The organism is Baekduia alba (assembly GCF_028416635.1).
Lineage (GTDB): Bacteria > Actinomycetota > Thermoleophilia > Solirubrobacterales > Solirubrobacteraceae > Baekduia > Baekduia alba.
In genome coordinates, this window is the sequence record NZ_CP114013.1 from 2,718,974 (window position 1) to 2,737,822 (window position 18,849).

The 18,849-nt window shown below is 72.8% G+C and carries 18 protein-coding genes; 8 read left to right on the forward strand and 10 right to left on the reverse strand.

All coding sequences use genetic code 11. From position 1 onward, the window contains the following. Positions 1 to 11: 11 nt before the first annotated feature. Together DSM104299_RS13620 and DSM104299_RS13625 are read right to left on the reverse strand one after the other, a co-directional pair. Positions 12 to 1,685 carry a hypothetical protein gene (locus DSM104299_RS13620; RefSeq protein WP_272477855.1) on the reverse strand — a complete coding sequence of 558 codons (1,674 nt, stop codon included), beginning with the start codon at positions 1,683 to 1,685 and terminating at the stop codon, positions 12 to 14. A gap of 119 nt (positions 1,686 to 1,804) precedes the next feature. Beyond that, positions 1,805 to 3,031 (reverse strand): SGNH/GDSL hydrolase family protein, encoded by a 1,227-nt coding sequence (locus DSM104299_RS13625; protein ID WP_272477856.1) that lies wholly within the window; start codon positions 3,029 to 3,031, stop codon positions 1,805 to 1,807. Between the two features lie 236 nt (positions 3,032 to 3,267). Between DSM104299_RS13625 and DSM104299_RS13630 the strand changes: the two genes are divergently transcribed. The 6 genes from DSM104299_RS13630 (at position 3,268) to DSM104299_RS13655 (ending at position 7,860) form a co-directional block, all read left to right on the forward strand. Further along, entirely contained in the window at positions 3,268 to 4,512 is a 1,245-nt protein-coding gene (locus tag DSM104299_RS13630; RefSeq protein ID WP_272477857.1) for a DEAD/DEAH box helicase, read from the forward strand. Between the two features lie 154 nt (positions 4,513 to 4,666). After that, the gene (locus DSM104299_RS13635; RefSeq protein ID WP_272477858.1) at positions 4,667 to 4,921 is read left to right on the forward strand and encodes a GlsB/YeaQ/YmgE family stress response membrane protein; all 255 of its coding nucleotides are present in this window, start codon (positions 4,667 to 4,669) and stop codon (positions 4,919 to 4,921) included. After that, a complete protein-coding gene (locus tag DSM104299_RS13640) occupies positions 4,918 to 5,142 on the forward strand; it encodes an RNA-binding S4 domain-containing protein (RefSeq protein ID WP_272477859.1) in 225 nt (74 codons plus the stop codon). The genes DSM104299_RS13635 and DSM104299_RS13640 overlap by 4 nt, the downstream gene beginning before the upstream one ends. Further along, entirely contained in the window at positions 5,139 to 6,842 is a 1,704-nt protein-coding gene (locus DSM104299_RS13645; protein WP_272477860.1) for a vWA domain-containing protein, read from the forward strand. Before DSM104299_RS13640 ends, DSM104299_RS13645 begins: the two co-directional genes overlap by 4 nt. Continuing rightward, positions 6,842 to 7,618 (forward strand): hypothetical protein, encoded by a 777-nt coding sequence (locus DSM104299_RS13650; protein ID WP_272477861.1) that lies wholly within the window; start codon positions 6,842 to 6,844, stop codon positions 7,616 to 7,618. The genes DSM104299_RS13645 and DSM104299_RS13650 overlap by 1 nt, the downstream gene beginning before the upstream one ends. A 14-nt stretch (positions 7,619 to 7,632) precedes the next feature. Beyond that, positions 7,633 to 7,860, forward strand: coding sequence for an imine reductase family protein (locus tag DSM104299_RS13655; RefSeq protein ID WP_272477862.1), 228 nt, complete (start codon positions 7,633 to 7,635; stop codon positions 7,858 to 7,860). Here DSM104299_RS13655 and DSM104299_RS13660 read toward each other — a convergent pair. Further along, entirely contained in the window at positions 7,857 to 8,684 is an 828-nt protein-coding gene (locus tag DSM104299_RS13660; protein WP_272477863.1) for an SDR family oxidoreductase, read from the reverse strand. The genes DSM104299_RS13655 and DSM104299_RS13660 overlap by 4 nt on opposite strands. Before the next feature lie 75 nt (positions 8,685 to 8,759). Between DSM104299_RS13660 and DSM104299_RS13665 the strand changes: the two genes are divergently transcribed. Next, the gene (locus DSM104299_RS13665) at positions 8,760 to 9,083 is read left to right on the forward strand and encodes an STAS domain-containing protein (RefSeq protein ID WP_272477864.1); all 324 of its coding nucleotides are present in this window, start codon (positions 8,760 to 8,762) and stop codon (positions 9,081 to 9,083) included. Here DSM104299_RS13665 and DSM104299_RS13670 read toward each other — a convergent pair. The 7 genes from DSM104299_RS13670 to DSM104299_RS13700 all read right to left on the reverse strand — a co-directional run bounded on the left by DSM104299_RS13670 (position 9,080) and on the right by DSM104299_RS13700 (position 16,935). Further along, entirely contained in the window at positions 9,080 to 10,204 is a 1,125-nt protein-coding gene (locus DSM104299_RS13670; RefSeq protein ID WP_272477865.1) for a neutral zinc metallopeptidase, read from the reverse strand. The two genes, DSM104299_RS13665 and DSM104299_RS13670, sit on opposite strands and share 4 nt — an antisense overlap. Further along, positions 10,205 to 11,824, reverse strand: coding sequence for an AbgT family transporter (locus DSM104299_RS13675; protein ID WP_272477866.1), 1,620 nt, complete (start codon positions 11,822 to 11,824; stop codon positions 10,205 to 10,207). Positions 11,825 to 11,832: 8 nt separating this feature from the next. Further along, the gene (locus DSM104299_RS13680) at positions 11,833 to 13,185 is read right to left on the reverse strand and encodes a M20/M25/M40 family metallo-hydrolase (RefSeq protein WP_272477867.1); all 1,353 of its coding nucleotides are present in this window, start codon (positions 13,183 to 13,185) and stop codon (positions 11,833 to 11,835) included. 66 nt (positions 13,186 to 13,251) lie between these two features. After that, positions 13,252 to 14,826, reverse strand: coding sequence for an SLC13 family permease (locus DSM104299_RS13685; RefSeq protein ID WP_272477868.1), 1,575 nt, complete (start codon positions 14,824 to 14,826; stop codon positions 13,252 to 13,254). 4 nt (positions 14,827 to 14,830) lie between these two features. Continuing rightward, complete coding sequence (locus DSM104299_RS13690) at positions 14,831 to 15,148, reverse strand: AzlD domain-containing protein (RefSeq protein ID WP_272477869.1); 318 nt, start codon at positions 15,146 to 15,148, stop codon at positions 14,831 to 14,833. Beyond that, positions 15,145 to 15,825: an AzlC family ABC transporter permease gene (locus DSM104299_RS13695; RefSeq protein ID WP_272477870.1), complete on the reverse strand. Its 681-nt coding sequence runs from the start codon at positions 15,823 to 15,825 to the stop codon at positions 15,145 to 15,147. Before DSM104299_RS13695 ends, DSM104299_RS13690 begins: the two co-directional genes overlap by 4 nt. 60 nt (positions 15,826 to 15,885) lie before the next feature. After that, positions 15,886 to 16,935, reverse strand: a complete 1,050-nt coding sequence (locus DSM104299_RS13700) for an LLM class flavin-dependent oxidoreductase (RefSeq protein WP_272477871.1) — start codon at positions 16,933 to 16,935, stop codon at positions 15,886 to 15,888. A 47-nt stretch (positions 16,936 to 16,982) separates the two neighbouring features. Between DSM104299_RS13700 and DSM104299_RS13705 the strand changes: the two genes are divergently transcribed. Beyond that, positions 16,983 to 18,836 (forward strand): EamA family transporter, encoded by a 1,854-nt coding sequence (locus DSM104299_RS13705; RefSeq protein ID WP_272477872.1) that lies wholly within the window; start codon positions 16,983 to 16,985, stop codon positions 18,834 to 18,836. Positions 18,837 to 18,849 lie beyond the last annotated feature (13 nt).

Here is an 18,849-nt window from a genome sequence, read left to right on the forward strand (position 1 = left end):
GCCGGATCAGCTCATCGAGCGTCCAGGGCGACGCCGCGCGGAAGCGTGAACGTCGGGTACTTCCTGGGGTTGCTCGCCTGCTCGCGCACGTCGGTCGCCATGCGGTAGACCGCGGCGGCCTGGCCCTTGGGCGCGGGCACGGTGACCTTGAACGTGCCGTCGGCGTTCGGCTTGAAGCGCTTGACGAGCACGACCTTGTGGCACGACACCCGCCGGACGAGGCGGATGTCGGAGAGCGGCGTGGTCAGCGGCCGCACGACGCGGCCGGAGATCGTCACCTTGCCGTCCTTGGACGTGAGCGCGTTGACGATCAACCGCCGCTGCAGCTTCAGCGGCAGCGACAGCTCCTTGCCGATCTCCGCGCGGTAGCGCAAGGTGTTGGACTGCGTGTGCGAGGCCATGACCGCCCGCGACGGCAGGGGCGCGGTCGTCTCGAACGAGCCGTCCTTCTCGACCGTCGCGTGCGCGACGATCGCGTTGCCGCGGCGCAGCCGGATCGCGACGCGCTTGCCGACGTAGTCGCGGTTGGCGGCGCCGAGCAGCTTGACGCGGCCGCCCTGCTTGAGCACGTCGACCAGGACGAGCTTGCGGTCGCTGCACGCCAGCAGCTGGTCGGCGACGCTCTGGCCCGCGACCGCCGCCGCCGGCGGCTTGGCGGTGACCGACCGGCCGGTGACCGGCGCCGTGGGGCACGCGCCGGCGTCGGCGCTGACGTGCGCCTCGCCGAGCACGGCGTCGAGGATCGGCTGGCCGGCGAGCGCGATCGTCGCGTGCAGCGCGCGCTGGGTCAGCGACGTGCCGGCGACGATCTGCTCGCTGGGCCGCAGCTGGACGTCGGCGAGCGCGGGCGGGATCTCGATGGCCGGGATCTGGTCCAGCGGCAGCTGCGCGAGGACGTTGGTGAGCACACCGCCGAGGATCGGAGTCAGGCCCGTCGGGTCGGTGATCGTCCCGGCGTAGACCTTCACGAGGCCCGTCTGCAGGAGCTGGGAGAGCGAGACGCTGCGGCTGTTGATCAGCGGCAGCGCCTGGTTGAGCGCGCCGTCGAGGCCGACGTCGAGGCCGAGGACCTTCAACCCCGCCACGGTGCTGGAGCCCGACAGGGCGGGCGCGCCGGACTGGCACGTCACGTTGGCCTGGGCGTCGAGCACGTCGGCCGACAGCAGCGCGGTCGCCGGCGGCGGGATCAGGCTCAGCAGCGCCGCGTGCAGGTCCAGCGTCACGCCGGTGATCTGCGGGATCGGGATCGGCAGCGGCAGGCCGGAGACCGGGTTGGACAGCGTGATCGGCCGCAGCGGCAGCGCGTTGATCAGGTCGACGACCTGCTGGCGGCCGGCGGCCAGGATCTCGGGCGTCGGCAGGATCTGGAGGCTCGCGACGCCGCCGGTCGCCGCGCCCGCGGGTCCGGACGCGTCGTAGGTCGTCCTGGCGGTCAGCGCCGAGGCGTGGAGCAGCGGCGTGCTCAGCGACGGGGTCGCCGCGCCGGTGGCGCAGTCGGCGCCGCGGCCCTGGGTGACGGGCTCGACGGCCTGCGTGCCGAGCACCGTCGCCCGCAGCGGTGAGGCGTCGCAGTGCAGCGCCGGCGCCGCGCTCGCGCGTGAGGCACCTGCGGCGGACAGCAGCATCAACGACAGCACCATCGGCAGGGCGGACCCCGCGGCCGCCCGCACACGCACGTACCTCATCGAGGAACCCCTGTCTCGCGTTGTCATGGAGCTGCTTCCGGGCGCCCCGCAGCGCCCGGATCGCAGTCTTCCGCACCCGGCGCGCCGATGCGCCGGTTCTTCGAGTACCCCGATCGCGCCTAGTTCAGGCCCATCTTCGGCTCGCCGGCCGCGGTCAGGCCGGTGCCCGCGATCGTGCACGTGCCGCCCCGGGGCGTGCCGTTGTTGTAGGCCTGGCGGACGCAGCTGCGCAGCGCCAGCTGGCCCCAGTAGTTGGGGTGCAGCGACTCCTGGACCTGGTAGGGGCCGAAGACCGTCGACACCGTCCGGATCTCGTTGACCCATTCGGTCTTGTCGACCGCGCCGGCCTGCGTCCAGGAGCTCAGGCCCTTCTCCTCCAGCAGCCCGACCGTGTTCTCGCACAGGCGGCGGCCGTTGAACGCCGACTGCAGCTCGAGGACCTTGAGGTTGGACAGGCCGGTCTGGGCGGCCGCGTTCTTGACCGCGTTGTTGATGGTCGGCAGCGCGGTGGCGTTGGCCCAGTTGGCGTCGTTGTTCCAGAACCCGCAGCCGCCGGTGCTCTGGCGCGTGTAGCCGGACTCGCCGTAGCGGAAGCCGGAGCCGGACGGGATCGGCGACTCGTAGTCCTGGACGACGATCGTGTACTGCGCCGCGGAGTAGCCCGCGTTGGCCATCGCCGTGCGGATGTTGAGGATGCCGTTCTTGATGGCCGTCGTCTGAGCGGCGACGTTGGACGCCGTGAAGTTCGCGGTCACCGACGAGTCGTCGTTGCAGTAGTCCTTCCACCAGCTCGGGCTGAGCAGCCAGTCCGTGACGCAGGACTGCACGACCGAAGCGAAGTTGAAGTTGTTGCCGCCGATCGAGACGTTGACCATCTTGACGTTGTGGGTGGCGGCGAAGCCCTGGAGCATCAGCGCCTGGCCCTGCTTGGCGCCGGAGGCGTAGAAGTCCAGGCCGGGCTTGAAGCTGTCTCCGTCGGAGGTGGAGGTCTTCGCGCCGCTGCACGCGAGGTTCACGCCGTTGACGCCGCCGCCGACGTAGACCTCGGCGGACTTGGACCGGTGGCAGCCGCTGATCTGCTCGGCGCTGTTGGACGCGTTGTCGTAGTAGGCGGTCGAGCCCAGCGCGTCGACCTGCGACGAGCTGTTGTTGGTGCTGCCGGCCCAGCGGCCGGCCTCGCCCGAGATGTAGGAGTCGCCGACGCTGGCGACCCACGGGGCGCCGGCGCCCGGCCCGTCGGCGCGCGCCGCGCTGCTGTGCTGCAGCGCGAGCGAGCAGAGCACCGCGAGGGCGACGAGCACCCCGGTGCGGCGCGTGACCCCACGCGCCGCGAAGACGTGCGACATGTTCTCTCCTCCTGCTGACCTACTGGCGCAGCCGGATGCCGCGCCCGACTGGACGCGAACCTAACCGCGATGGAGGATGCCCTGCAAGGCGCGCCCTTGACGCTGCTAGCCTCTGTCGGGCGTGGGGCACCGACGTCGCACGCGAGGCAGCTCGCTTGGGTCCCGCCAGGGTGCGGTTCGGGTCAGCAGTCTCCCCGAATCGTCAGCGGCCTTCGAAGGCCGCACTGGAGTCCCATATGTCATCGCAGTCCTTCGCCGACCTCGGCGTATCCAAGGCCGTGGCCGGCGCGCTGGCCAAGCGCGGCATCACCGAGCCGTTCGCCATCCAGAACCTCATCATCGGCGACATCCTCGCCGGCCGTGACGTCCTGGCGAAGTCCCCGACCGGGTCGGGCAAGACGCTGGCCTTCGGCGTCCCGATGCTCGACCGCATCGACGCCAACGGCTACGGCCGCCCGTCGGCGCTGGTGCTCGCCCCGACGCGTGAGCTCGCCTCGCAGATCGTCGACGAGCTCTACCCGCTGGCGCACTCCCGCGCGCTGAAGATCACGACCGTCTACGGCGGCGTGGGCATCACCAAGCAGGAGCGCGACGCCGTCAACTCGCACATCGTGGTCGCGACGCCGGGCCGGTTGGAGGACCTGCTCCAGCGCGGCAAGTTGAAGCTCAACAACGTGAACTTCCTCGTCCTCGACGAGGCCGACCGCATGCTCGACATGGGCTTCCGCCCGGCGGTCGACCGGATCGTCGCCAAGTGCCCGCGCGATCGCCAGACCGTGTTCCTGTCGGCGACGCTGGACGGCGACGCCGGCCGCGTGGCGCGGGAGTACACGTCCGACGCGGCGTCGCACGCGATCGAGCCCGACGTCGACCGCCTCGCGGCGATCGGCCACCGGTTCATCGCCGTCGAGCGCGACGACCGGCTGCAGATGCTGGTCCGCGAGCTGCGCTCCGACCGCGACCTCGCGCTGGTGTTCGTCCGCACCAAGCACGGTGCCGACCGGCTGGTCAAGCGGCTGGCCCGTGAGGGCGTCAAGGCCGTCGCGATGCACGGCGACAAGTCCCAGAAGCAGCGCGAGCGCGCGCTGAACCAGTTCGAGCGCGGGGAAGTCGACACGCTCGTGGCGACCGACGTCGCCGCCCGCGGGATCGACGTGCGTGACATCTCCCACGTCATCAACTTCGATCCGCCCGAGGACGGGGACACCTACACCCACCGCGTCGGCCGCACCGGCCGCGCGGGCCGCACCGGCGAGGGCATCACCTTCGTCGGCGTCGAGCAGGCGGGCGACGTCCAGAAGATGGCCGGCCAGCTCGGGATCCTCAAGGAGTTCGGCCAGTCCGGCCTCCTGCGCAACGAGCGCGGCGGCGCCAAGCCGCCCTCGGAGGGCGGCGCGCCCCGCACGACCGGCGCCCGCAAGCGCCGTCCGCGCTCGCGTTCGGGGTCGGGCTCGACCTCGGGCCGCTACTCGGGGCGGTAGCCCGTCGGCAGACGCCGGGCGACGTCGGCCCGGCGCAGCAGCACTCAGCACCACCGGTGCGCCGTCTCGCGGCGGCGCGCCAATCGCTTCGCAGTTCCCGGCGCGCCGTCTGATGACGGCGCGCCATTCGTTAAGCGATCGGTACGCTCGCGGCGTGCTCGGCGCCGTGATCCTCGGTCTCCTGGCCGGCTACCTCGGCCGGATGCTGACGCCTGGCCCGGGGCCGAGCGGGTGCTTCCCGACGCTGGCGATCGGGCTGGTCGGCTCGCTCGTCGGCTACTTCGTGTTCACCGAGGCGCTGGGGATCGGCGACGCCGAGATCCTGGACCTCGGCGGCCTGCCCGGCGCGATCCTCGGCACGATCGTGGTGCTCGTCGTCCTGCAGGCGATCGGGAGGCGGGACGCGTGAGCGGTCGTGAGATCCCGATCCGCGGCGACATGATCCGGCTCGGCCAGCTGCTCAAGCTCGCCGACGTGGTCGACGGCGGCGGCGAGGTCAAGGACTTCCTGGCCGAGGTCGCGGTGCTCGTCAACGACGAGCCCGAGAACCGCCGCGGGCGGCAGCTGCATCCGGGCGACGTGGTCGTCGCCGGCGACGAGGAGCTGCGGATCGTCGGGGGCGACGCGTGAAGCGCGGACAGGTCCTGATCCTCGCGTTCGCCGCGGTCGCGATCGCGGTCCTCGCCCTGATCGGCAGCAGCGGCGGCAAGGACGACAACAAGAGCGCGTCCACGCAGACCACCGCCACCGGCCCGGTGCAGCGCGCGCCCGACGGCGCCGTGGTCGTCTCCTTCGCCTACTCGCCCGAGAAGGACGCCCTGCTCAAGCCGCTGATCGCGCGCTTCAACGCCTCGGGCGCGCAGGTCGACGGCAAGCGGGTCTTCGTCCAGGGCACGAGCGTCGCCTCGGGCGACAGCGAGCTGGCGATCGCCAAGGGCCGCTCCAAGCCGGTCGCGTGGTCGCCGGCGTCGTCGCTGTGGGGCCGGCTGCTGAACTTCGAGGCCGACCGCTCCTACGTCGCCGACGAGAACCCGTCGCTGGTGCGCACGCCATTGGTCATCGCGATGTGGGAGCCGATGGCGCGCGCGCTCGGCTGGCCCAAGAAGCAGCTCGGCTTCGCCGACATCCTGCGGCTGGCGCGCTCCGGCGCCGGCTGGGGCGCCTACGGCCACCCGGAGTTCGGCGACTTCAAGCTCGTCCACACCAACCCGGACTTCTCGACGGCCGGGCTGTCGAGCGTCGTGGCCGAGTACTACTCGGCGACGGGCAAGAAGGAGGGGCTGGTCGAGTCCGACCTCCCGGCCGCGCGCGCCAAGGTCAAGGCCATCGAGTCCTCGATCGTCCACTACGGCGACACCACGCTGTTCATCGAGGACCAGCTCAAGAAGGAGGGCCCGGGCTACGCGTCGGCGGTCGCGCTGGAGGAGGCGACGCTCGTCGACTTCAACCAGCACCGCGGCTCGCAGGGCAAGTTGGTGGCCATCTACCCGCGCGAGGGGACGTTCTACAGCGACGACCCCTACATCACGCTCGACGCGCCGTGGGTGAGCGCCGCGCAGAAGCAGGGCTCGGCCGCCTTCCAGAAGTTCCTGACCGGTGCGCTGACGCCGGCGGCGGTCGCCCGCTACGGCTTCCGGCCCGGCGACGTCGACGCCAAGCCGGTCGCCCCGCTGGACGCGTCCAACGGCGTGGATCCCGACCAGCCCAAGCGCGTGCTCGGCCTGCCCGAGCCGCGCGTGCTCGCCGCGCTGAAGAAGGTCTGGCGCGAGGACCGCAAGCCGGCCAACGTCCTGCTGGTGCTCGACACGTCGGGCTCGATGGTCCAGGAGCAGCGCCTCGCCCGCGCCAAGCAGGGGCTGGAGAGCTTCCTGGCGCAGGTCCAGCCGCAGGACCGCATCGGGCTGACCGCGTTCTCGGACGAGATCCGCCCGCTGGTCCCGCTCGGGCCGTTGAACGACAACAAGGCGAAGCTGCGCCAGGCCGTGGCCGGCGTCAACGCGTCGGGCGGGACCAAGATCTACGACGTCGCCGCCGCCGCGGTCGACGACGTCGCGCGCGTCGCCGACAAGAGCCGGATCAACGCGGTGGTGCTGCTGACCGACGGCGAGGACACCGACAGCGACCGGACCGCCGAGGACGTCATCGCCCGCCTGCGGGCCCAGGGCGACTCGTCGCGCCGCGTGCGCGTGTTCACCATCGCCTACTCGGCCGGCGCCGCCGGCGCGGCGCAGACGCTGGCCAAGATCGCCGACGCGTCCGGCGGCAAGTCCTACGAGGGCACGACCTCCGACATCGAGTCGGTCTACCGCTCGATCTCGAGCTTCTTCTAGTGGCCGGCCAGCATCCCGACCGGCCGCCGACGCGCGAGGAGCTCGCGGCGGCCCTGGCGGTCAACGCCGCGGCCAAGCCCTTCAACATCGCCGTGCTGCTGGTGGTCTTCGGCGCGGGCGTCGCGCTCGGCGCTCCGCTGCCGCTGGCATTCGTGCTCGCCCTGGTCGTCTACGCGGCGGCCGCCGCGCGGACGATGTTCGACGGCGAGGAGGCCGACCGCGTGGCCGCGGCGCGCAAGGCCGACCGCAAGGCCGCCGTCGCGCGCGGCCGCGCCGCGCTGGACCCGGCGACGCTGGCGCCGCCGATCGCGCGGCGCCTCGCCGAGGCGCGCGCGACCGAGGCCCGCATCAAGGACGCGATCGAGCGCGCCGAGCTGCCATTCGCCGAGGTCAGCGACGAGGTCGACGGGCTCGTGGCGCTGATGGAGCAGTCCGCGCGGCGGGCGCAGCTGCTGCAGGAGGTCCTGGACGAGACGCCGCCCTCCGCGATCGAGCGGCGCCTGGCCGAGCTCGAAGGCTCCGGCAAGGCCGAGCTGATCGACGCGCTCCAGCAGCAGCTGAAGGTGCTGCGGCGCTGCGAGGCCCAGCTCGCCCGCTTCTACGACGAGATGGAGCGGCTGGTCGTCGAGCTCGACACGGTCCGCGGCACGCTGGTCAGCGTGTCGGCCTCCACCGACACCGCCAACCAGGAGCGCCTCGCCGCCGACGTCCGCGGCCTGCGCGACGAGCTGGTCGCGGTGTCGTCGGGGATGAGCGAGGCCTACGAGCAGGCCTAGAGCGGCGGGAAGGCGTGCGTGATCCCGTGGTCGCCGAAGGGGTCGAGCCGGCGCAGTTGGCGCCCTACGCCACCGGCATCGGCGCGATGCTCCCCGAGATGATCGGCCGCTTCGCGCAGCAGATCGCCGCCGGCGAGTTCCCCGGCGACCGGTCGACCGTCGCGTCGTCGCGGTCGTCGATCGACGGCCTCGCCCACCTGTCGACGTCGCTGCGTCGCGCCGACGGCTCCGACCCCCGCTAGTCGCCCTGGGCCAGCTCGGCGACCGGCTGCCAGGCGCGCCAGGTCTCCAGCCGCGAGGCGTAGTCGGCCTCGGCGATGCCCAGCGGCGCCCTGCCGAAGAAGCAGCGCAGCGGCGGCTCGTCGGCGTCGACGACCTTCAGCACGGCGGCGGCCGACGCGGTCGGGTCGCCCGCGGCGGCGGCGCCGCGCGCACGGCGCTCGTTCGACGCCGCGTGCGCGGCGGCGTAGGCCTCCAGCGGCTCGGCGCGCTTGGCCGACGCCCCGCCCCAGTCGGTCGAGAAGCCGCCCGGCTCGATCAGCGTGACGTGGATGCCGAAGTCGGCGACCTCCTGGGCCAGCGCCTGGCTGAAGCCCTCCAGCGCCCACTTCGACGCGTGGTAGGCGCCGATGCCGTTGAACGCCGAGATGCCGCCGATCGACGACACCTGCAGGAAGTGGCCTGAGCCCTGCTCCCGCAGGAACGGCAGCGCGGCCTGCGTCACCCACAGCGCGCCGAACAGGTTCGTCTCCATCTGGTCGCGGAGCTCCTGCTCGGACAGCTCCTCGATCATCCCGAACTGGCCGTAGCCGGCGTTGTTGACGACGACGTCGAGGCGCCCGAAGCGGTCGTGCGCCGCGGCGACCGCGGCGAACGCCGCCTCGCGGTCGGTCACGTCGAGCTCGATCGGCTGGACGGCGTCGCCGAACCGCTCGACGAGATCGTCCATCGTGCGGAGGTCGCGTGCCGTCCCGGCGACCCGATCCCCGCGCTCCAGGGCCGCGATCGCCCACTCGCGACCGAACCCGCGCGACGTCCCGGTGATGAACCACGTCTTCGATGCCATGCGGTCCAGGCTAGCCGCGGGTGGTCGCGGCGCCGCGCCTGGACTAGGCTCGCCGTCAGGACAAGGAGAGCGCGCATGTTCGACGTCCAGCTGCACTACATCGGCGACACCGACGTCGTCGCACCCGTCGGGGAGCTCGACCTGGCGACCGCCCATCGGCTCGCCGCCGCGCTCGCCGCCGCGTCCGAGCGCGGCGCGCCGCGCGTCGTCCTGGACCTGCGCCGCCTCACGTTCGTCGACTCCTCCGGCATCAGCGTCATCGTGAAGTTCAAGCGCCACTTCGCGGGCGAGGGCATCCGCTTCGGCGTCGTCAAGGGCGACGACACGGTCCAGCGCGCGCTCGCGCTGTCGCACGTCGAGGCGCTGCTGCCGTGGACCGCGCCGCCGCCGGCGGCCTAGCCCGGGTCCGCGTTGCCGGCCGTGAACGTGTCGCAGGCGGCCGGGGTGCCGGACCGGCGGCCGACGTCGAGCCAGTGGACGCGCTGCGCCGAGGAGCCGTGGGTCCAGGTCTCGGGCGCGAGGTCGGCGCCGGCCTGATTGCGCTGGAAGTCGTCGCCGACGACCGTCGCGGCGCCGACGATGTCGGCGATGTCGGCCTGTGTGAGGGCGCCGACGCCTTCCAGCTCGTGGAGCCAGACGCCGGCGTAGCAGTCGGCCTGGAGCTCGAGCGCGACCGAGCGGCGGTTGGCGCCGGCCGGGTCGGAGGCGTCGAGCCGCGCGATCCGGTCGTGGAGGCCGACCAGCGCCTGGACGTGGTGGCCCATCTCGTGCGCGGTCACGTAGGCGGCCGCGAAGCCGCTGCGCAGGTCGTAGGCCCGGCTCAAGGCCTCGAAGAAGTCCGTGTTGAGGTACACCCCGTGGGCGGGCGGGCAGTAGAACGGCCCGGTGCTGGCGGTCTGGACGCCGCACGGCGTGTGGATCTGGGTGTGGAAGAAGACGAGGTGCGCCGGCTCGTAGCGCGCGCCGGCGCCCGCGAACTGGCGCTGCCACATCTCCTGGGCCGAGTCGAAGGCCTGGCGCAGGAACTCCGCGCTGGCCGCCGTGGCCCCCGCGGTCGACGGGTCTGGCGCCGCGCCGGTCACCGGCAGGCGCATCTTGCGGACCGCCGGGCTCTCCAGCGTGGCGTCCGGCGCGGTCGCCGCCTGGCTGCCCGAGGACTCCGCGACGAAGCGCGCGACCGCCTGGGCGTCCTCGCCGGCCACGATGCCGCGCGGCATGATCTTCGAGCCGAAGCCGCCGTTGCGGATCGCGAACAGGACGTCGTCCTCGCTGACCTTGCGGTGGTCGAAGTTCACGCCGTCGGTGCGCTCGCTGCGGTGCACGTCGGTCGCCGACCCGCGCGCGCCCGCCGCGGCGAGCGTGTGGCAGCCCGCGCAGCGCGCCACGAACAGCTCCTTGCCGGTCGCCGCCTGCTGCTGGGTGGACGTGGTGTCGTCGCCGTCCGACCCGCACGCGGTCGCGCCGGCCAGCGCCGCGACGAGCGCCGCGGCGACCCCGGCCTGTCGGATGCCGGCGCGCACCTAGCTCACCGGCGCACCCGGGCCGAGCGGGATCCCGAGCAGGTACCAGGCCAGGAAGAACAGCGTCCAGAGGATCGACAGCGCGATGACGTAGGGCAGCATCATCGACACGACCGTGCCGATGCCGCTGTTCTTGTCATAGCGCTTGGTGAACACCACGATGAGCGGGAAGTAGGCCATCAGCGGCGTGACGACGTTGGTGGGCGCGTCGCCGACGCGGTAGGCGGCCAGGACCGTCTGCGGCGGCACGCCGAGGCGTAGGAACAGCGGGATGAAGATCGGCGCCAGCAGCGCCCACTTGGCGATCGCCGCCGGGATGATGAAGTTGATGATCGCGCTGATGATCACCACGCCGAGCAGCAGCCACACCGCCCCGACGTCGATGTGCTCCAGGACGTCGCCGAGCTTCACCGCCGCGACGTCGGGCATCTTGGAGAAGTTGAAGCAGGCGATGAACTGCGCGATGAGCAGGAACAGGAACAGCAGCGCGGCGAGCCCGGCCCACGACTTCGTGATCGTCGCCAGGACCTGGTCCTTGGTCGTCAGCGTCCCGGCGCCGCGGCCGTAGCAGAGGCCCGCGACCAAGAACACGAACATGATGATCACGATCAGGCTGTCCATGAACGGCGAGTCGCCGATCACCTTGTCGGTCACCGGGTCGCGCAGCGGCGCGCCCGGCGGCGCGGTGAGCAGGACGATGAACGCGATCGCCGCCAGCGTGCCCCACCCGGCCCAGGCCAGCCCGCGCGACTCGGCCTCCGGCGCGACCTCGGCCACCGCCGGCTCGACCTCGCCGTCGCCGCCCGCGGTCGGGGCCAGCGCCGGGTCGTAGTCGCCCAGGACCTTCTCCACGATCCGCGTCGTCACGGCCGTGGCGATGATCGTCACGAACAGCGTCGAGGCGATCCCGAAGTACAGGTTGGACACCAGGTCGATCTTGTCGGCCGGGTCGGCGAAGTTCGCCGCGTCGTTGGTGATCCCGACGAGCACTCCGTCCAGCGGCGTGATCAGGAAGTTGACCCCGAAGCCGGCGCTGACGCCGGCGAAGGCTGCGGCGATGCCGGCTATCGGATTGCGCCCCACGCTCATGAATGCCGCCGCCCCGAGCGGTATCAGCACCAGGTAGCCCGCGTCGGAGGCGACGCTCGACAACATGCCGAGCAGGATGATGATGAACGTCAGCGTGCTCTTCGACGACACGCCGACGAGCTTGCGTATCAGCGCGGCGATCAGCCCCGACGCCTCCGCCAGGCCGACGCCGATCATCACCACCAGGATGATCGCCAGCGCGGCGAAGTTACGGAAGTTGTCGACGAACGACGTGAAGATGTAGCGGACGCCGTCGACCGTGAGCAGGCCCTTGACCGAGGACGTCTCGGTCACGATCCGGTAGCTGCCCGGACCGGGCGGCTCGGTGGGGCCGGCCTCGACGATGTCGCTGGAGCCGCCCTGGTAGACGGGCTCGCTGATCGCCGGGCGCTGGCGGTCGACCTGGTAGGTGGCGTGGACGCCGGCCCAGTCGAGCACCTGTGAGAGCAGGATGACCGACGCGATCAGCGCGAGGAAGATGATCGCCGGATCGGGCATCTTGTTGCCGATCCGCTCGATCGCGGTGAGCATCCGCTCCATCATCGGGCGCTCACCGCCGCGGCGTAGCGACCCAGGAAGTCGGCCTCGGCGGCGACCGTGTGCTCGAGCTCGCTCAGCAGCACGCGCTCGTCGGGCGCGTGGATGTTGCTGTAGCCGTCGGTCGCGCCGAGCAGCAGGATCTCGGCGCCCGGGACCGCGCTCTGCAGGGCGTTGACGAACGGGATCGAGCCGCCGGTGGCGACCTCGACGGTCGGCGCCGACCACGCCGCCGCCAGCGCCTCGCGGGCGGCCGTGTAGGCGGGGCCGTCGGTCGCGGCGGCGAAGCCGTTGCCGGTCTCGGCGGCGGCGACCTCCAGCGCGATGCCGAACGGTCGCAGCGCCTCGAGATGCGCGACCAGCGCCGCCTGGGCCTCGACCGCGTCCTGCGCGGGGTGCACGCGCAGGTTGAGCTTGGCGCGCGCGTAGGGGGAGACGGCGTTGAGCGCGTTGTCGACCGACGGCACGTCGATCCCGGTGACCGTGATCGCCGGGCCCGACCACACGCGCGAGCCCAGCCCGCCGGTGCCCAGCAGCGGCAGCCCGCGCAGGATCTCGGCCAGCTCGCGGAACTCGTCGTCGCTGTAGGACGCGCCGGTCCACTCCTCGCGCCGCAGGCCCGCGACGGTGACGTCGCCGTGCTCGTCGTGCAGCGACGCGAGCGCGTGCAGGAGGACGATCAGCGCGTCGGGCGCCGCGCCGCCGTACTGGCCGCTGTGCTTGGCGCCGGCCAGCGTCCGGACCTCGATCGTCGCCATCGCCATGCCGCGCAGCGCGACCGTGAGCGTCGGCACGCCCGGGCGCACACTGCCCATGTCGGCGATCAGCATCGCGTCGGAGGCGAACAGCTCGGGCCGCTGCTGCGGGTAGGTGTTGAGCGCGCCGCCGCCGATCTCCTCCTGGCCTTCGATCACGATCGTCAGGCCGACCGGCGGCTCGCCGCCCCAGGCGCGCAGCGCGCCGACGTGCGCCATGACGTTGGCCTTGGAGTCCGAGGTCCCGCGGCCGTAGAGCCCGCCGTCGCGCTCGGTCGGCTCGAACGGGGGCGAGGTCCACGCATCCTCCGGCCCGGCCGGCACGACGTCGTAGTGGCTGTAGAGCAGGACGGTCGGGGCGCCGGGCGGCGCGGGATGCGAGCCGAGGACGATCGGCGCGGTGTCGGGCAGCGCCAGCGTCTCGACCTGCGCGACGCCGGCGCCGCGCAGCAGGTCGACGATCAGGTCGTGCGCGTCCTGCAGCGGACCGGGCGGTGCGTCGGGCCCGGACACGGACGGGATCCGGACGAGCCGCTCGAGATCCGAGCGCAGCTCGCCCATGAGCGACGGCACGCGCTCGGCGGCGGCGAGAGACGGCATGCCACCGATCCTTCGCCCGCGTGGGGTGACGCATCCTCACCCCACGCGGGTGAACGGGAGTGGCACTCAGAAGGTCCAGATCAGCGGCACGAGCCCGACGGCAACGGCGAAGAACAGCACGAGGATCGGCAGCCCCAGCCGCCAGTAGTCGCCGAAGCGGTAGCCGCCGGGGCCCAGGACCATCATGTTGGCCGGCGTGGCGATCGGCGTCAGGAACGACGCCGCGGCCGCGACCGCGACGCTCATCAGGACCGGGCGCGGCGAGACGTCGAGGTCGGCCGCGGCGGCGACCGCGACCGGGATCACGATCAGCGCGGTCGCCGTGTTGCTGATGAGCTGGCCGAAGACGGCGGTCACCACGAAGAGCACGATCAGCAGCACGTGCGGGCCGCCCGAGCCGACGACGTCGATGATCGCGTCGGCGATCTGGTCGGCGCCGCCGCTGGTGCGGATCGCGGTCGAGACGGGGATCATCGCCGCGATCAGGACCACGGTCGTCCACGAGATCGCGCGGTAGGCGCGATCGATCGGGACGATCCGGCACAGGACCATGGCGCCCGCCGCCAGCAGCGTCGCGACCGCCGGCTCGAGCACGCCGCCGGCCAGCGCCGCGACCATCGCGACGAGGATCGCCAGCGCCGTCTTGGCGCCGCGCCCGAGCGCGACCGTCTGGCGGCGCACGAGGTGCGGCGGGTCGACGGCGAGCAGGTCGGCCTCGTCGACCCGCTCGTCCAGCGCGCTCCACGGGCCGCCGAGGAGCAGCGTGTCGCCGGCGGCGATCCGCGTCTCGGTCTCCGGCGCCGCGCGTCCGCCGCGCTGGATCGCCAGCACCATCAGGTCGCCGGCGTCGGTCAGCATCCCCGGGAAGATCGGCTCGCCGATCAGCGGCGAGCGCGGCGGGACGACGACCTCGGCGACGCCGCGCTCGCGGGTGAACAGCTGCGCGCCGTCGTCGTCGTGGTCCTCCAGGCGGTACTCCTCGATCAGCGTCCGGGCGAAGCGCGCCGGGTCGACGGCCATCGTGCGCGCGCTGCGGCGCGGCAGCAGGCGCGGGCCGAGCAGGACGCTGATCGCGATCGTGCCGAGGACGAGCGGCACGCCGGCCAGCGCGAACGAGAAGTAGCCGAAGCTGCCGGCGCCCGCGTCGTGCGACGCCTCCGAGACCAGGACGTTGACCGGCGTGCCCGTGAGCGCGAGCAGCGAGCCGGCGCTCGCGACGAACGCCACCGGCATGAGGAACTGCGACGGCGGCCGGCCCAGCCGCACGGCGGTGACGACCGCGACGGGCAGCAGCGCGGCGACCGCGCCGTTGACCGTGATCAACGCGGACGTCACCGCGACGAGCGCGAGCGTCAGCGCCGGCAGGCGGACCGGGTGCAGCCCGGCCCAACCGGTCATCGCCTGCCCGGCCCAGGTCGTCACGCCGCTGGCGTCCAGCCCCTCGGAGACCACGAACAGCGCCGCGATGAAGATCACCGTCGGGTCGCCGAAGCCGCCGAGCGCCTGGTCGAGGTCCAGGACGCCGGCCGCGTACAGCGCGAGCGTGCCGCCGAGGGCGACGAGCTCGACCGGCAGCCGGTTCCACAAGAACAACGCGACGAGCACGCCGAGCACGACGAAGCTGACGTCGGCGTCGCTCATCCGCCTAGAAGAGCAGCCGCAGCAGCGCCGTGAACGCCGCCGCGCCGATCACGACCCAGATCACGGACGCCTGGCGCCAGAGCAGGACGCCGGCGAAGGCCACGCCGGCCAGCCGGGCGTCGATGTCGAGCGAGCCGTCGGAGATGACCGTCTCGGTCACGACCAGGGCGGACAGCAGCGCGGGGGGCAGGAGCGAGAGGACGTGGGTCGTGCGGGCGCTGAAGGCGCGGCCGGCGACGGTGAAGGGGCCGAAGCCGCGGATCGCGGCCGTGGTCACGATGCACAGCGCGACGGTGATCCAGGCCTTCTCGGCGATGCTCATGCGCGCGGCCTCCGCAGGCCGACCAGCGCGACGGCCGACGCGGCGAGGATCCCGACGCCGGCCGGCGCCAGCAGCCCGAGCACGACCGCGACGATCGCGCCGCCCACGGCGACCGCCTCGGCCTCGGCGCTGCGCAGCTCGCCGACGAGCAGGGCCAGGAAGAACGCGGGGAACACGACGTCGATGCCCAGCGCCTCGGGATGCGGCAGCGCGGCACCGGCAAGCACCCCAACAACGGTCCCGGCCAGCCAGGTCAGGTACTGGAGCCCGCTGCTGCCGAACAGCGTGTGCCGGTCGAAGCGCCCCTCCCCGCGGCTGGCCAGCGCCCACGACGCGTCGACGACCGACTGGCCCTCCAGCGCGCGGCGCAGCCGGCCGCCGTGCAGCGACGGGCCGATCGACAGCCCCATCGCGAGGTACCGGGCGTTCATCAACATGGCCGCGATCACGGCCGCCGCGATCGAGCCGCCCTGGGCGAGGATCGCGACCGCCGCGAACTGCGCGCTCCCGGCGTAGACGAACGCGGACATCGCGATCGCCGCCAGCGCCGGCATCCCGGCCGCGCGCGCCGAGATCCCGAACGAGATCGCCACCACGAAGCCGGCGGCGGCGAACGGGACCGCGTCGCGGACGCCGGCGCGCAGCGCGGGGGAGGAGGTGAGGGTCGGCGCGCCCACGGCCTGCACCCTCGCACGCCGGCCGGCGCGCGGCCAGTTCGCGTTGCTTGCAGGCGGCGATCAGCTGCGCTGATGGGCGCCGACGGCGGGCGCGGCGCGCGGCAGGTCGAACGCGTCGGCCAGCAGCTCGTAGGACCGCCGTCGCGCCGCGTGGTCGTGCGTGATCGTGACGACGACGACCTCGTCGGCGCCGTAGTCGTCGGCCAGCTGCTCGACCTGCGCGCGCACCTGGTCGACGCCGCCCACGATCGTGCGCCGGGTGGCTGCGGACGGGTTCGGAGTCAGCGGGTCCTCGCCCTCGGACTCCAGGAAGCGCACCGCCTGCTCGGGCGTCGGCACCGGGATCAACCGGCCGCGCCGCAGCATCTTGAAGGCCATCCGCGAGGACGTCGCGAGGTAGCGCGCCTCCTCCGCGGTGTCGGCCGTCAGGACCCACGCGGCGACGGTCGTCTGCGGGTCGCGCAGGCGCTCGGAGGGCTGGAAGCGCGCGCGGTAGTCGGCGGCGATCGCCTCGTTCTGGGGCGCGATGAAGTCGGCGAACGCGTAGGGCAGCCCCAGCTCGGCGGCCCAGATCGCGCTCTGCGGCGAGGACCCCAGCAGCCATGGCTCCGGCGTCTCCGGCCGCCCCGGCAGGCTCCCGGCCAGCCGCGCGAAGCGGTGTCCGTCGGGGAACGAGTCGTTGAAGTACATCAACAGCTCGACGAGCTGCTGGGGGAAGTCGTCGGGCGCGGCGTCGCGGCGGTCGCGCTGCAGCGCGTAGGTCGTCAGCGGGTCGGTGCCCGAGGCGCGGCCGAGCCCGAGGTCGATGCGCTCCGGGAACAGCCCGGCGAGGAGGCTGAAGGCCTCGGCGACCTTCAGCGGCGAGTAGTGCGGGAGCATGACGCCGCCGCTGCCCACGCGGATGCGCGAGGTCACCGACGCGATCGGCCCGATCAGCACCTCCGGCGCGGGGCCGGCGAGCATCGGCCCGCCGTGGTGCTCGGCGACCCAGTAGCGGTGATAGCCGAGCTGATCGGCCAAACGTGCGAGGTCGAGCGTGTCGTGCAGCGCCCCGGATCCCGTGCCGCCTTCGCGGACCGGGGACTGGTCGAGGACGCTCAGGCGCGGCATGGCTCGACGGTAGCGTCCGCCCGTGGCCACCCATACGATCGAGCGTCATGAGCGCTCGCGCCTGGACCGCCTTCGCCGCCGTCTCGACCCTCTGGGGCATCCCGTACCTGTTCATCAAGGTCGCGGTCGACGACGGCGTCCCGCCGGTCTTCCTCGCGTGGGCGCGCGTGTCGATGGCGGCCGTCATCCTGCTCGTCCTGGCCCACCGCGCCGGCGTGCTCAAGCCCGCGCTGGCGCGCGCGAACGCCAGGTGGCTGCTGCTCTACGCGGTGGTCGAGATCTGCGGGCCGTTCCCGCTGATCGCCGCGGGAGAGCGCCACATCCCGTCGTCGCTGGCCGCGATCCTGATCGCCGCGGTCCCGATGCTCGTCGCGCTGCTCGCGCTGCGCTTCGACCGGTCCGAGCGGGCCACCGGGCGCCGCGCCGTCGGGCTGGCGATCGGCTTCGCCGGGGTGATCGCGCTCGTCGGCCTCGACGTCTCGGGCAGCAGCGACGAGCTGTTCGGTGCCCTGGCGATCCTGCTCGCCGCCGTCGGCTACGCGGCCGGCCCGATGATCATCAACCAGCAGCTCGGCACGCTGGACCCGCGCGGGCTGATGGCGGTCGCGCTGTCGATCGCGACCGTCCTGCTGACGCCCGCCGCGCTGCTGGCGCCGCCGACGCACACGCCGTCGACCGACGCGCTGCTCTCGATCGTCGTCCTCGGGCTGCTGTGCACCGCCGCGGCGTTCGTCCTCTTCGGCGCGCTGATCGGCGAAGTCGGCCCGGGCCGCGCCACCGTGATCACCTACATCTCGCCGATCGTGGCGGTCGCGCTGGGCGTCGCGGTGCTCGGCGAGCGCCCCGGCGCCGGCGCGGTCGCCGGCCTGCTGCTGATCCTCGCCGGCTCCTGGCTGTCGACCGACGGCCGCCTCCCGCCCGGCGTCGATCGCCGCCTGTCGCGTGCGCGCGGTAGATTGAAAGCCGTCTTTCCCGATCGGCAACCTGAGGTTGTCGACGACCCCATTCCCCGGAGCACCCAGATGAACCCCCTTCGCCCGCTGCTGGCGGCCGTCCTGATCCCCGCGGCGCTCTTCGTCGCCGCGTGCGGCAGCGACGACGACTCCAGCTCCACCACCGCGTCGGCCGCGGCGCCCAAGCCAGCCGCCGACACGAGCTGCCAGAAGGCGAACCTCAGCCTCGTCAACAGCGGGCAGCTCACGGTCGCCACCGACAAGCCCGCCTACCCGCCGTACTTCGTCGACGACAAGCCGGCCAACGGCCAGGGCTTCGAGAGCGCCGTCGCGTTCGCGATCGCCAAGCAGCTCGGCTTCGCGCCGACCGAGGTCAAGTGGACGGTCGAGCCGTTCAACTCTTCCTACGCACCGGGCCCGAAGAAGTTCGACTTCGACGTCAACCAGATCTCGATCTCGCCGGCGCGCGCCAAGCGCGTGGACTTCTCCAAGCCGTACTACACGGCCCCGCAGGCGGTCGTGGCGCTGAGCAAGTCCGACGCGGCCAACGCCAAGTCGCTCGCCGACCTGAAGAACACCAAGCTGGGCGTGCAGATCGGCACGACGAGCCTCGACGCCACGACGGCGACGATCCAGCCGTCGGCCCAGCCGCAGGTGTTCAACGACTCCAACGACGTGGTCCGCGCGCTGAAGACCGGCCGTGTCGACGCCGTCGTCGTCGACCTGCCGACCGCGTTCTACCTCACCGGCGCGCAGGTCGAGAACTCCAAGATCGTCGGCCAGTTCGACGCGCCCGGCGGCGACGCCTGGGGCGCGCTGCTGCAGAAGGACTCCAAGCTGACGCCGTGCATCAGCGGCGCGGTCGACAAGCTCTCCAGCTCGGGTGAGCTGAAGCGGCTCGAGGCCAAGTGGATGGGCGCGGCGGCCGGCGCGCCGGAGCTGCGCTGACCAGCTCGCGACA